14 protein-coding genes are annotated in these 13720 nt (G+C 45.0%); all 14 read right to left on the reverse strand.

Annotated features, from left to right (window positions below; genetic code table 11):
• Window positions 1–19 precede the first annotated feature (19 nt).
• The 14 genes from ACAW68_10350 to ACAW68_10415 all read right to left on the reverse strand — a co-directional run bounded on the left by ACAW68_10350 (window position 20) and on the right by ACAW68_10415 (window position 13704).
• Window positions 20–751: an amino acid ABC transporter ATP-binding protein gene (locus tag ACAW68_10350; protein XGA15838.1), complete on the reverse strand. Its 732-nt coding sequence runs from the start codon at window positions 749–751 to the stop codon at window positions 20–22.
• 163 nt (window positions 752–914) lie between these two features.
• Window positions 915–2318 (reverse strand): sugar porter family MFS transporter, encoded by a 1404-nt coding sequence (locus ACAW68_10355; protein XGA15839.1) that lies wholly within the window; start codon window positions 2316–2318, stop codon window positions 915–917.
• A gap of 179 nt (window positions 2319–2497) precedes the next feature.
• Window positions 2498–2725: a hypothetical protein gene (locus ACAW68_10360; GenBank protein ID XGA15840.1), complete on the reverse strand. Its 228-nt coding sequence runs from the start codon at window positions 2723–2725 to the stop codon at window positions 2498–2500.
• Window positions 2726–2735: 10 nt separating this feature from the next.
• On the reverse strand, window positions 2736–2954 hold the full coding sequence (locus ACAW68_10365) for a hypothetical protein (protein XGA15841.1): 219 nt from the start codon (window positions 2952–2954) through the stop codon (window positions 2736–2738).
• A gap of 147 nt (window positions 2955–3101) precedes the next feature.
• The gene (locus ACAW68_10370) at window positions 3102–3608 is read right to left on the reverse strand and encodes a hypothetical protein (protein XGA15842.1); all 507 of its coding nucleotides are present in this window, start codon (window positions 3606–3608) and stop codon (window positions 3102–3104) included.
• A gap of 81 nt (window positions 3609–3689) precedes the next feature.
• Complete coding sequence (locus tag ACAW68_10375; GenBank protein ID XGA15843.1) at window positions 3690–3830, reverse strand: hypothetical protein; 141 nt, start codon at window positions 3828–3830, stop codon at window positions 3690–3692.
• Between the two features lie 339 nt (window positions 3831–4169).
• On the reverse strand, window positions 4170–5552 hold the full coding sequence (locus ACAW68_10380) for an MATE family efflux transporter (protein XGA15844.1): 1383 nt from the start codon (window positions 5550–5552) through the stop codon (window positions 4170–4172).
• A gap of 180 nt (window positions 5553–5732) precedes the next feature.
• Complete coding sequence (locus ACAW68_10385) at window positions 5733–7364, reverse strand: ABC-F family ATP-binding cassette domain-containing protein (GenBank protein XGA15845.1); 1632 nt, start codon at window positions 7362–7364, stop codon at window positions 5733–5735.
• Window positions 7365–7483: 119 nt separating this feature from the next.
• The gene (locus tag ACAW68_10390) at window positions 7484–8266 is read right to left on the reverse strand and encodes a metal ABC transporter permease (protein XGA15846.1); all 783 of its coding nucleotides are present in this window, start codon (window positions 8264–8266) and stop codon (window positions 7484–7486) included.
• The gene (locus ACAW68_10395) at window positions 8259–8954 is read right to left on the reverse strand and encodes a metal ABC transporter ATP-binding protein (protein ID XGA15847.1); all 696 of its coding nucleotides are present in this window, start codon (window positions 8952–8954) and stop codon (window positions 8259–8261) included. Before ACAW68_10395 ends, ACAW68_10390 begins: the two co-directional genes overlap by 8 nt.
• Entirely contained in the window at window positions 8951–9910 is a 960-nt protein-coding gene (locus ACAW68_10400; GenBank protein XGA15848.1) for a metal ABC transporter solute-binding protein, Zn/Mn family, read from the reverse strand. The genes ACAW68_10395 and ACAW68_10400 overlap by 4 nt, the downstream gene beginning before the upstream one ends.
• Window positions 9900–10367, reverse strand: coding sequence for a MarR family transcriptional regulator (locus ACAW68_10405; protein XGA15849.1), 468 nt, complete (start codon window positions 10365–10367; stop codon window positions 9900–9902). The genes ACAW68_10400 and ACAW68_10405 overlap by 11 nt, the downstream gene beginning before the upstream one ends.
• A 116-nt stretch (window positions 10368–10483) precedes the next feature.
• Window positions 10484–12376, reverse strand: a complete 1893-nt coding sequence (locus ACAW68_10410) for an acyltransferase family protein (GenBank protein XGA15850.1) — start codon at window positions 12374–12376, stop codon at window positions 10484–10486.
• A gap of 149 nt (window positions 12377–12525) precedes the next feature.
• On the reverse strand, window positions 12526–13704 hold the full coding sequence (locus ACAW68_10415; GenBank protein ID XGA15851.1) for an iron-containing alcohol dehydrogenase: 1179 nt from the start codon (window positions 13702–13704) through the stop codon (window positions 12526–12528).
• Window positions 13705–13720: the final 16 nt, after the last annotated feature.

Here is a 13720-nt window from a genome sequence, read left to right on the forward strand (position 1 = left end):
AACTCATTCTCCCTTTGTCTTACAACATCTTTGCCAAGAAACTTTGCGCACGCTCTGAATCTGGATTTTCGAAAAATGCTTCTGGATTATCATATTGCGTCATATCACCATCAGCCATAAACCAAATCTTTGACGCTACTTCACGGGCAAAGCCCATTTCGTGCGTGACAACCAACATCGTCATACCTTCTTGGGCCAACTCACGCATCGTCTTCAAAACTTCACCGACCATTTCAGGGTCAAGCGCTGACGTTGGCTCGTCAAACAACATAATCTTAGGGTTCATTGCCAAGGCACGCGCAATCGCCACACGTTGTTGTTGTCCACCTGACAATGAAGCTGGATATGCTTGTGCCTTTTCAGCCAAGCCAACCTTTGCTAGGAACTTTTCAGCAATTTGCGTTGCTTCATCATCAGCCATCCCCTTCACCTTCAACAACGCAATCTTAACGTTGTCGATAACTGACATGTTTGGGAACAAGTTGAAGCTTTGGAATACCATCCCCATATCTTGGCGAATCTTATCCAATTCAGTTTCAGTTGCCTTTGAGATATCTTGACCATCAAAGATAACCTCACCTGACGTTGGTCGATCCAACACATTCAAGCCACGCAACAATGTTGACTTTCCAGTTCCTGAAGGTCCAAGCAATGCAATCACGTCACCCTCTTCAACAGATGCATTGATATCTTTCAAGATGACCTTGTCACCGTATTCTTTGTGGAAGTTTTTAATCGTTAAAATCGCCATAACGTTTTTCCCCGTTTCATATTCGATGGATAAATATTAACAGGTAACGAAAATTTATGCAATAACTTTATTTATTTCTGCATAAATATCACTCGAAACATGCAAAAAACGCTACTGCAGCAACTGCAATAGCGTTTTTATCCCCTGTGAGAGAGTTTAATTATTATTGGGCAATGTTTTGTGAAATTGAAGCTTCGTCTTCATGCCAACCCTTAGCGTGGGCACGTGAACGAAGGTCTGCTTCGATTTGCTCAAGTGATTGGTTACGCGTTTCGATTGTGAAGTACTTAACGAACGCAATAGCTGCGATACACAAAACGGCGTATCCGATGAACAATGAACCAGTTCCGAAGAAGTTCAACAATGGTGGGAACGTCAATGAAACGATGGCATTTGCAGCCCAGTTAACAACGGCTCCAAATGAGTTACCCAAACCACGGATGTTCAATGGGAATGACTCACCGATCATAACCCACATAACTGGTCCCCAAGTTGCTGAGAAGAAGGCGATGTAAATCGTCAACGCAACAGCACAGATGTATGAGGCAGCTTGTGATTGACCTGAGAAGTGCATTGAGAATGACATGATGAACAATGAAATACCCATTCCCCAGGCACCCCAGATCAACATCTTCTTACGGTCAACCTTGTCCATCATCTTCATGGCTACCCAAGTAACGATAACGTTGAAGACACCGATTCCGATGTGGGCAATCAAGGCAGCACTAACACCGAAACCAACATCAGTAAAGATTGTTGGGGCATAGTACAAAACTGTGTTACATCCCATGACTTGTTGGAAGATAGCCAATCCCATTGCCATAATCAACACTGGGCGAGCCATGATACCGAACAATTCCTTGAATCCACCGTTAGCCATTGAAGCTTGCAACTTAATGTCAGCCAATTCAGCTTGTGCAGATTCTGAGTTATCTTGCAATTGCGTCAAAACTGCCAAAGCTTCGTCGTCTTGACCCTTACGAACCAAGTAACGAGGTGATTCCGGCAAGGCAATTCCACCGAAGAACATGATGATTGAAGGCACAGCAGCCAATCCCAACATCCAACGCCATCCTAGATCAAAGCCAGACAAAGCGTAGTTTGAGATGTAGGCCAACAAGATACCTGTCATGATCATCAATTGGAACATGGTTCCGATTCCACCACGCTTATCGGCGGGTGCCAATTCTGACAAGTAAGTTGGAATCAAGGCTGACGCACCACCAACGGCGATACCCAACACAATACGTGAAGCAACCAATAGCTCAAAGTTGTGAGCAACTGATGATCCCAAAGCTCCGATGATGAAGATGATTGATGAAACCATCAACAACTTACGACGACCATACTTATCTGAAGATGGTCCAATAATTGCGGCACCGATAATGGCACCAAGCAACACGGCTGAAACAACCCAACCTTGTTGCCATTCACCCAGGTTCAATTGCTTTTCAATAAATAAAATAGCTCCAGAAATAACACCTGTGTCATATCCGAAAAGCAATCCCCCAAGGGCCCCAAAGAAATAAATTAAATTAGTCGATAGCGACTTCTTTTCCGTCTGCATGCTTATTCTCCCTAACGTAAACATAAAGCAATAAGTTAGTTTGCCCATAAAACTAACTCTCAACACCCTAAATAATACAACTTTTGAAAGCGTTTGCAAGTATTTTCTCACAAAAGTTAAAAACTTCACAAAACAGGCAAAAACGAGTGCCCATTACTGGACACTCGTTGCTTGAAGTACTAGAATACCGGACGCTTCTCCGTTGTAACGAAACTGGCAGCCTTTGGCGCCCCGAAACGCGGCTCTCCGTGGGCATTGACCACAAAAGTAAAACTGGCCAACTTTTGCATTTCTGCCGCCACCTGCGCACCCGTTAACGTCTCATCGACATCTGCCATCTTCAAAATTGCCTTTTGATTTGGCTTCTCTGGGTTAGTTGATTCAAACACCATCTTCAATTCCTTCATGGGACACCTCCTAGAATGCTACTGGCACGTCTTTGCGTTCAGACGTTACAATCGTTTCGATGCTCGTTTCCAACCCGAGTAGCATCATCACGGTTGCCAAACGATGTAGCTGCGCCGTTGATGTTCCCTTCGCTACCTTGAAACGGCGGTTGATTGGCTTGTCTTCACGATCAAGCCCCAAAATACGCACGGTCATACGGTTATCGACCTTCTTTTCCATCTTATCCATCTGTCATCCTCCTTGAATTCAGCAATGAGTACGTGGCCACTTACTCGACTTATCAGCTGTTATTTGCTGACACTTATACTAACGAATCCGAGGGGTTAAAATGTCGCACAAAACGAAAAAGACTCCACAAACAATTGTGACGTCTCTCTACTTATGCAGATGCGACAAGGCATCTTCAAATTTTTCTTCTAACTTCATGCCCCAGGCAGTCCAAGCCACTGCAACCCATGCAACGAACAAGAAAATCACCACGGCTGCTGCCCCAATTTCTGAGACAACCGCATTCAAACCGATACTTTCAAAGATAACCATGTCTAAGAAGAACAATAGTGGTCCTGCTAAGACAAGCCCCAGGGTCATCGTCAAAGTATCTTCCCGGCGGTCACGTTCTTGCGCTACCTCACAGGCACCGGTCTGCAACATCTCCATCAACTCAGGTTTAGAAACAATCTGTAAATCTCCCGCTTCATATGCCGAAAATTCTTGTTTAAAAGCCATCGCGTCCTCAATGTGATCCCCGATACTGAATGGCGCAATCAGTTTTGTTAAGTTAGGCCGTGATAGACGTACTAATTTTTCAATTAAAAAATCAGACGTGCCATCTGGAAAATAAAACGTTAACGTATCCTTTTGCTGATTAACGACATAGTACATAATTGCCTCCCCATATAAAACTCCGAAGCGATTTGTACCATCATTATCCTATTGTTACGTTTATGTTTCAAACAATCTGCTTTAGTTCACGCGGACGGCCATCTTTTGGCGGCGACGTGCAAAACGAATCCAATCGTAAGCGTTAAAAATCATCATGCCGACAAAAAAGCTCACATACACGCGGCCAACCATAGGTACGATGATTGAAAAAATCCATACCATACAAATAGCGCATTGAAAGCGTCAAGAGGCCGAATACAACTGATACAAGTGCAAACATTACCGCTGTTTCACGCAAATCTTCCATGATTTTGGTATACATAATCATCACCGTCCCATTTCTCGTAAATTCAATATAATTATCATAATCTGAAAATGAGTTTATTATTTGAAACACATGAGAAACGAGCACCGTCGATTATCATAAATCCGAAATTTAGGAGCACACTTTCGTCACGAATGGCGCCAAATACTTCTATTTTGCGAATTTATTACAGTTAAAAACCCGTTGTCTTCAGCCACCACAGCCAAAAACAACGGGTTTCAATAACCAATTAATTTTTAATCCAGATTCATTGCAGAAAATGCAGGTGCCGGTTCTTTGTCACCGTTAGCAATTTCTGCCTTCAAACGGCGTACAACCTTAACCCAGGCTGGCACCAAGAAGACCAATGATCCAATCCAAGCCAATGGGTTCGCCAAGCTGGCTCCGAAGAAACCAAACCAAACAACCAATGAGAAGGCGGCCACTGAACGAACCACCATTTCACCAACACCGGCAAGCGTTGGTGTCTTAACGTCACCCAAACCTTGCAACGTGTAACGAAGCACGAACAACGTTGCTAGGATGGCGTACAATGGACCATTTGCCCAGAAGTACAATTGTGCCAAATCCATAACCGTGTGTTGTCCGGCACCGACGAACAGCGTGACTAGGCTACGGCCAAATGCGATTTCAAGAATACCAAGCAGTGTTCCCACGCTCATCCCCAAAATTAAAGCAATCTTCACACCAACCAAGATACGGGCGTACTTGCGCGCACCGAAGTTTTGCGCCGAATACGTTGCCATTGTCACACCAAATGACATCACCACCATAATGATGATTTGGTCGACCTTTGACGCTGCCGTATTCGCAGCAACCGCATCCGTACCAAGCGTGTTAACGGCTGCGGCCAACGTCACTGAACCAATCGCAATGATTGATTGCTGGAATCCCATTGGCACCCCAGCTAGCATGTGCTGATGCAATTCACCCTTAGGCAACTTGAAGTCAGAACCCGTTAAGTGCAACGTATCCGTATAACGACTGATGTGCCAGTGTGACGCTGCGATTGACACGAACTGTGCCAAAACTGTCGCAAAGGCCGCACCTTCAACACCCCAACCGAACTTCAAAATCAAAATCAATTCTAGTGAGATGTTGAAAATCATGCCGACCACCAAGTAGTACAGTGGCGCTTTACTGTCACCAACCGCACGCATGGCGTTAGAAATGATGTTATACCCCATCGTTGCAATTGTTCCTGCCAAGATGATGACAATAAACACCCGCGCTTCTGCGAAAATATCCGCTGGCGTTTGCATCAATCGTAGCAATGGATCAATGAACACTAAGCTAATAATCGTCAAGATAATTGACATGATAATACCGGCAACGATACTCGTAGCATACGATTGACGCACACCCTTCATATCACCAGCCCCAAAACGCTGTGCCGTGATGATTGACATACCCGAGCTAAACCCTTGTACGAAACCCATTACCAAGAATTGAATCGCACCAGTCGCTCCAACGGCCGCCAATGACGTCACACCCAAGGTTTGTCCAACAACCAACGTATCGGAAATGTTGTACATCTGTTGTACTAAGTATCCGATCACCAATGGAATAGTGAACATGACAATCAACTTAAGTGGACTGCCCTTCGTTAAATCATTCATTTTTAAACTACTCCCCCGCTAACTTTAAACCTTATTAATTCATAGTATAGAGTAGATTTGTTTAAAATGTGAACTTTAACGAAAATAGACCGATGTTGTAACTTTTTGTAATAGTTTTAGTCATTTCGCGACACGATAAACAAAAAGCGCCTGCCAATAGGCAAGCGCTCATGTTTTTGATTACAAAGTAATGTTCTTCTCGGCAAGTTGCTTTTGCACTTCTGGGTGCGCCATGAACTCGTCGTAAGTCGTCTCGGCACGGTCGATTGCACCTTGATCTGAAACCACGATAATGTGATCCGCAATCGTTTGGGCAAACGTGTGGTCGTGAGACGTGAAGATGATACCACCCTTGAAGTTAATCAAACCATCGTTCAATGACGTGATTGACTCCAAGTCCAAGTGGTTAGTTGGGTCGTCCAAAACCAAAACGTTTGGCTTCGTCAACATCAACTTAGACAACATAACGCGGACCTTTTCTCCTCCAGACAAAACGTCCAAAGTCTTTTCCGCATCTTCACCCTTGAACAACATACGTCCCAACAAACCACGCAAGAACGTGTTGTCGCTTTCTTCCTTAGAAGCAAAGTCACGCAAGTAGTCCAAGATTGGCATCTCAGGCTTAGGGAAGTTCACGTTCATGTCCTTAGCCAAGTAATCGTGAGACGTCGTAACACCCCAAGTTACTTCACCAGAATCTGGCGTGTCGTTTCCAGCAATGATGTCCAACAATGCCGTAGCGGCAACGTCGTTTTCAGCCATAACTAGGGCCTTCTCATTAGGGCGAACCGTGAATGAGATGTTGTCCAACAACTTAACACCATCAACCGTCTTTGAAACGTTCTCAACGCGCAACATATCGTTTCCGATTTCGCGTTGGATTTCAAAGTTGATGTATGGGTACTTACGCGTTGAAGGTTGGATGTCATCAAGCGTGATCTTTTCCAATTGCTTCTTACGTGAAGTAGCTTGCTTTGACTTTGAAGCGTTTGCTGAGAAACGGGCGATAAAGTCTTGCAATTCCTTGATTTGCTCTTCCTTCTTGGCATTTGCTTGTGATTGCAAACGTTGTGCCAATTCTGAAGATTCCTTCCAGAAGTCGTAGTTACCAACGAACAACTTGATCTTACCGAAGTCAACGTCCAAAATCATCGTTGAAACGGCGTTCAAGAAGTGACGGTCGTGGGAAACAACAATAACGATGTTTTGGTAGTCAGCCAAGAAGTCTTCCAACCAAGCAATCGTCTTCGTGTCCAAACCGTTGGTAGGCTCGTCGAGGATCAAGATGTCTGGGTTACCAAACAATGCTTGCGCCAACAAAACCTTAACCTTCGTTACTTCGGGAAGGTCGGCCATCATCGTGTAGTGTTGGTCTTCAGAAATTCCCAAGCTTTGCAACAATTGTGCAGCTTCAGTTTCAGCTGACCAACCGTTCAACTCTTCGAAACGCGCTGACAACTCACCAACCTTGATACCATCTTCGTCAGTGAATGGGTCGTGCGTGTAAATTTCATCCATTTGGTTCTTAACGTCATACAATTCCTTGTGTCCTTGCATAACAGTGTCCAAGACCGTGAACTCGTCGAAAGCAAAGTGGTCTTGTACCAATGATGACATACGCTCGTTAGCCTCCATTGAGACCGTTCCAGTCGTTGGTTGGAGCTTGCCTTCCAAGACCTTCAAGAACGTTGACTTTCCAGCTCCGTTGGCACCGATAACACCGTATGTGTTACCAGGCGTGAACTTCAAGTTAACGTCATCGTATAGCTTCTTACCAGTAAATGATACTGATACGTTTGAAACAGTTAGCATATTTGTTTACGTTTCCTTTTCTCGTTTTTAATGTCATTTCCTATTATACCGAAATTATGAACATTTTTGGGTATTGGTTTTAAAAAACGGCAACAAGTCACCTCGTTGCCGTCTGATATTTAATTGCGCTTGTATAGTGAAGCAAAATAAATTGCTGCTTCGATAATCGCGATGAAAAACGAGACTGGTAGGTTTAGTACGTAAGATAGTACCAACGCTGACCAGACACCCGCTACTGAGAACAGTACTGCCAGGCCGATAATCTGCCAAACGGTACGTCCCCAGCGCATTGCAGCACTGGCTGGCAGAATCATCAAGATGAAAATCAACAATGATCCTACGATTTGAGCAGAAACCGCCACCGTCGTCGCCATCAAGCCTAAAAACGCCACTTCGATAAGTTGGATGTTCTTCAAACTGAAGACTGCCGTGTCATAATCGAATGCATAGTGACGCAATTGACGGAACATCAATAGGCTAGCTAGTAATACAAGCAATGCCAAAATTACCACTTCAATGACGTCAGTGCGACTAATGCTGAAGATCGAACCGAATAAAATACCGGTTGCGGCTGTCGCATTTTTATTTGAAAGTGACAAGAATGCAATTCCCAAACCAATTGCCACCGCACTGACGGCCGAAATCAATGATTCAGAACGCTTTTCTTTGATACCTAACTCACCGACGGTCATCGAGGCAACTACTGAGAACAGTAGCATTCCCACCAACGGTGACCAGCTCATAAAGAGCGCAAATGACGCCCCCGCAAAGCCGATTTCACTCAACGTGTGGGTCAAAAACGACATGCGACGCGCCACAACGAACGTGCCGACCACCGCACTCACAATGGCAATCAATGTCCCAGCCACTAAAGCATTTTGCATAAATGGATAACTAAGCATGATCTTGATTACCTACCTTCAACTTTGAAATGTCGAGATTAGCAATTTCACCAAACTCACTACCTTGTGGTGTTAGGAGCAAATAATCATCCGCATAACGTTGGATAATCTCCAAATCGTGACTAACCATAATCACCGTAATGTCATGGTGTGCTTGATAGTCACGAATAACATCCATCAATTCAAACTTCGCCACATTATCCAAATTAGCCGTCGCTTCATCAAGAATTAAGACATTTGGGTCTTGCACCAATGCTTGGGCCAAATATGCGCGTTGACGTTCACCACCAGAGGCGGTATCAATGCGACTTTTAGCCAGATTTGTTAAATGCGTATCGGCCAAAACGTGGTTTAGTTTCTCTTTTTCAGCTGCCGTTAGCCATGGACGCATCCCACGGTCGAAACTCAAGGCAACAAAATCTGAGATGCGGAGCGGAAATGCCTGCATATCTGGGCGATATTGGGGCACATAACTAATCGCACGGTCCGCTTCGCTGGTTTGCCAGTCAAATTGTCCGGCAGATAATGGTAACTGGCCTAACAGCGCACGAAGTAACGTTGTTTTTCCAACACCATTATCACCAATCAGTGCTAATACGTGCCCATTTTCTAGTTTAAAATCAACGTTTTTGTACAGCCATCGGTCGCCAAATTGCATCCCGATGTTTGAGCCAATTAATAATGTCATTCGTTCAATGCCTCGTCTAATGCCGCCAATTGTTCATATTGCCATTCGGCGTACGTCTTACCGGCCGGCTTCGTTTCTGTCGCCTGGACAACCAGTACATCATGTTTCTTTGCATAAGTCATGGCTTGCTTCGCCAACTTACCCGTCGACTGTGGGTTGTAGATTACAACGGATACCTCACCAGCATCGATTGCTGCATTCCAATTGCGAATATCTTCAGGCGTTGGGTCTTGGTGCTCATTGACTGCCTTCGAGAACGATTGATTCAAGACATTAGCGCCTAAATCAATCAACGTGTTATCAAAGACAGGCTCCGTCGCCATGACGTTCTTCCCTTGCAAGTCTTGCTTAACCTGTCGTTGCATAGCGGTTAAATCAGTCATGGTTGCCATATATTTATCCGCATTCTTTTGGAAATAAGCGTGCTTACTTGGTTCTAACTTACTATAAGTCTTAACAAGTTGCTTTGACAAGCGTGCCGTCACGTCCGTCTTATACCAAAAATGCTCATTACCGTCTGATTCTTCTTCATGATCGTGATCATGCGCTTCAGCTTCATCATGGTCATGCTCGCCTTCAAAATCGTACAGCTTAGCTAGGTTAATAGCCTGTGCATCACTATTTTGCTTAGCGAAATTCACACTCCAGTTATCAAAACCACCACCATTTGAAATGATGACATTAGCCTTTTGATAAATCTTAGCATCAGCTGACGTTGGCTCAAATTCATGCGGATCCATATCCGGCTTGTCCATAATATTCGTGACTGAACCTTGGTTCCCTAAGACAGCCTTTGCAATTTCACCGTAGCTATCCAAACTTGAGACGACCTTAATCTTACCGGTTTGATTCGCCGTTTGTGTTCGATTAATGCTTGTGAAAATAACCATGCCAATCATCACAACAACGGCAACTGCTGGAATAGCCAACAGCCATGGATGCTTCTTATTGTTCATGATTTCCTCCATTTAGTCGATCGGCAACCAACGTCAAAAAGTGACTAATGGTCGTTTGGTCTTGTTCCGTAAAGACAGCAAAGACGCTTTGATACTCCGCTAACGTTTCACGATGGCGTTGCGCGTGGGCCGTCGCCATTGAAATCCCCAACGTCGTCAATGACCAACGTGACACACGACCATCATCAGGATCTGGCACCACATTGACCATCGGATCATCAACCGTATTGAGACCCTTCATCGCCTTGGTAATCGCGGCGGCTGACACATGCAAGGCATGCGCAAGTTCTGTATTTGTTTGTGGGCCGTTTTGAGCCAACAACATCAACACGTGGCCTTGGGTCGTTGTAATGGGTGAATTTGCATCCCCCAACAAAATCTCGCGTTGATTTTCAGCAAGCAAGCGCACGTCATTTAAAAAATGATCCAATTGTTCTGCATACTCTTCAGTCGCCATACCGTCACCTTTATCCTTTACCGGTTAATTAACCAGTAAAGGATACCACACGTGACAAAAAATTAGCAAGCTGAAATCTAAAAAAGCGCTGACTTTTACGTCAGCGCTTCGCGTTATTATTGATTTTTTGCCATATCCTTTGCAATCAAAGCTGCATATTGAACAGAACCTGTTGGATTAGGGTGAACGTGGTCACCGCCAAGCCAATCGCCGTGGTCCTTGACCAAGTCGGCCCAATCAACGATGTGCAAGTTATGATACTTTGCTTTTTGTTGCTCTAAGAATTGGTTATTTGCATGAACCCATGCGCGGTCTGCATAACCATTTACCCAGTACACGGTACGGTTACCAATGATTTGCATAATCTGATCAAAGACGTTTTGACCAATCGCACCGTTCGTACCAATTGAAATCACAACCGCTGGTGCCAAAACACCCTTGTTTACGTATGATTGCAAGACCGTTGGGACAACGTATGGTTGGCGACCAACTGCCGCATCAGCCACAGTATTCGGCATCAACTCTTGCAAATCAGGCGCTACGTCAACCATGACTGAATCACCGATTGCCGTAACCGATTGGTCCTTAATGGCTGCGTACTCCTTGTCGGTTAGGCCGTACTTTTGTGCCAATGGATCAGAACCGGTCGTTGCTTCACTGCTTGAAGAACTGTGCTTATCTGACTTCTTAGCAGGCTTCGCATTATCCTTCTTAGCAGCTTCAAGCGCCTTTTTGTTCGCATCCGCAATCTTATTCTTGTTGGTATTCAACCGCTTTTGCAGGTCTGTCTTGGGGCGAGCACGCCCTGCTTCCTTCGCTGAAACTGCGTTAACAGTCCCCAACATAAATACCGCCGCAATCCCAGCCATAATCTTGGCTGCTCGGCTTTGGAAGAAATGCGCCATCTTTGGTTCACCAGGAGCCAACTCAGGCTTCTTGAAACGACGGAAAACATTTTCCACGTAACGATAACTCACTTCGGCGATACCAAGTACAACGGCAATCTTAATGATATTCATCAAGAAAGAATCGTTGTGACCTGTGAACTTATCGAAGAACACGAATACCGGCAATTGGTACAAGTAAATACTGTATGAGCGTGTTCCAAGATAGTTCAACGGCTTATTATCCAATACCTTACTCAAAAATGAAGCTGGGTGCGCCGTGATGGCAATCAAGCCCGTCACCATCAACGTGAACACAAACATCAAGCCCATGTACGTTGCTTCCCACTGACCGTTTAACCAAAACAGGCCAACCAACGTAAAGGCTAATGATACTGCACCCAACACATTCAAATTACGCTTCGCTTTTGGCTTCAACGTTAATTTCATGTGATTTGATGGCCAAGCAAAGGCCAATGCAGTTCCCAACAATACCGCAAACATACGCGTATCAGAACCGTAATAAGTACGGTTGATATTAGTTGGGTCATAGAAAATCCCCATCAGGATAGCGGAGATAACCGCCAAGCCCAATAGTGACGCAGCGATTGAACTGCGCTTAATCTTCAAGGCCAACACCGCAAAGACCACAATCGGCCAAATCAGATAAAACTGACCTTCAATCGACAATGACCACAAGTGCGTAAACGGTGAAGCGCCACCCCACGAATCAAAATATGAATCACCATGCTTCGTCGCCCAAATATTGTAGACATACGTCATATTCGTCAGGATAATCGCACGCAAGTTATACAACAAATCACGTGCGAATAACCCAATCATCGTTGCTGTCGCAAACAGCATCACAACCAACGCCGGATACAAACGCTTGATACGGCGGCGGTAAAACCCAAGCAGATCAATGCGCCCATTACGATCAAATTCTTGGATTAATAGGTCTGTTATCAAGTACCCCGATAACACAAAAAACAACGGCACACCTAGCCAACCACCGACTAGATGCTCCGGCCACAGGTGAAAGACAATGACGCCGATTACCGCAATCGCTCGCAAACCGTCAAAACCCGTAATATACCGTGGCTTCTTACTACTATTTTGCCCCATTTTTATTCTCTTCCTAAAGTTCAACTACCATTAACAAGACTAATTTCTATCATACCGTTATATGGCAGTGCGTTTCAAGTGAAGATGGCTATGTGTAAAGAAAAACGCACACAGTTATTAACCATGTACGTCATAATTTAATATTTAAATTAATCAACCACTGGTGCCGTCATTGAAGCGCGGAAAATAGCTTCAACGTCAGCTGGTTGCATTGGTGTGTAAACACCTTGCGTCAAGCCACCGTGCTCAACTGCAGCTGCAGCCATCACGTCTAGCTTTGACTCGTCAATGCCAACTTCTGGCAACGTCATTGGAATATCCATTGATTGGTACCAAGCAATCGTCTTGCGGATGGCATCCTTGGCAACAGCCATGTCATCATCCCCTTGCAAGCCCCAAACGTTACGGCCGTATTGGGCAAACTTAGGCGCCGTCTTCTCGTCCAATGCGTATTCCATCCAACGTGGCGTCAAAATAGCCAAACCAACACCGTGTGTGATGTCGTAGAAGGCTGACAATTCGTGCTCGATTGGGTGAACAGTCCAACCAACTGGCTTCCCGGCGTTTTCCAAACCGTTCAAAGCCAATGATGAAGCCCACATCAATTCGGCACGTGACTCGTAGTTATCAGGCTCGTTGAACGCGATTGGTCCGTGCTTGATAACAACCTTCATCAAAGCCTCAGCCAAGAAGTCTTGCAAGTCAACGTTCGCCGTACGGGCAAAGTATTGCTCAAACAAGTGGCTCAAGATGTCTGATGAACCAGCAGCCGTTTGCCACTTTGACACCGTTTGCGTCTCTGATGGGTCCAAGAATGATACTTGTGGAATCAAGTTCATACCCGTCGTTCCCAACTTTTCGTTCGTCTCCATGTTTGAGATAACAGCGTTACGGTTCATTTCTGTACCCGTTGCTGACAACGTCAAAATGTCGACCAATGGCAAGGCCATATCGATCAATGATGGGTTCTTAACAAGGTCCCATGCATCCCCATCATAAGGAACACTAGCTGCGATAACCTTAGAAGCGTCCACAACTGATCCACCACCAACAGCCAAGATAACATCAATCTTGTTGTCGCGGGCCAACTTAACACCTTCACGTACTGAATCAATACGTGGGTTTGGCTCAACGCCAGCCAATTCAGTCACTTCAAAGTCACTCAATTGGTTCATCACACGCTCGTACAAACCTGAACGCTTGATTGATCCACCCCCGTAGACAACCAAAACGCGCTTACCAAACTTTGCAAGTGCCTCTGGCAATTCGCTCAAACGGTCACGACCGAAACGAATGTCAGTTGGCACGAAGAAACGGAAGTTCTCCATGAATACTCACCTCTAA

The organism is Weissella confusa, from assembly GCA_041871065.1.
In the GTDB taxonomy this organism is placed as follows: domain Bacteria; phylum Bacillota; class Bacilli; order Lactobacillales; family Lactobacillaceae; genus Weissella; species Weissella confusa_A.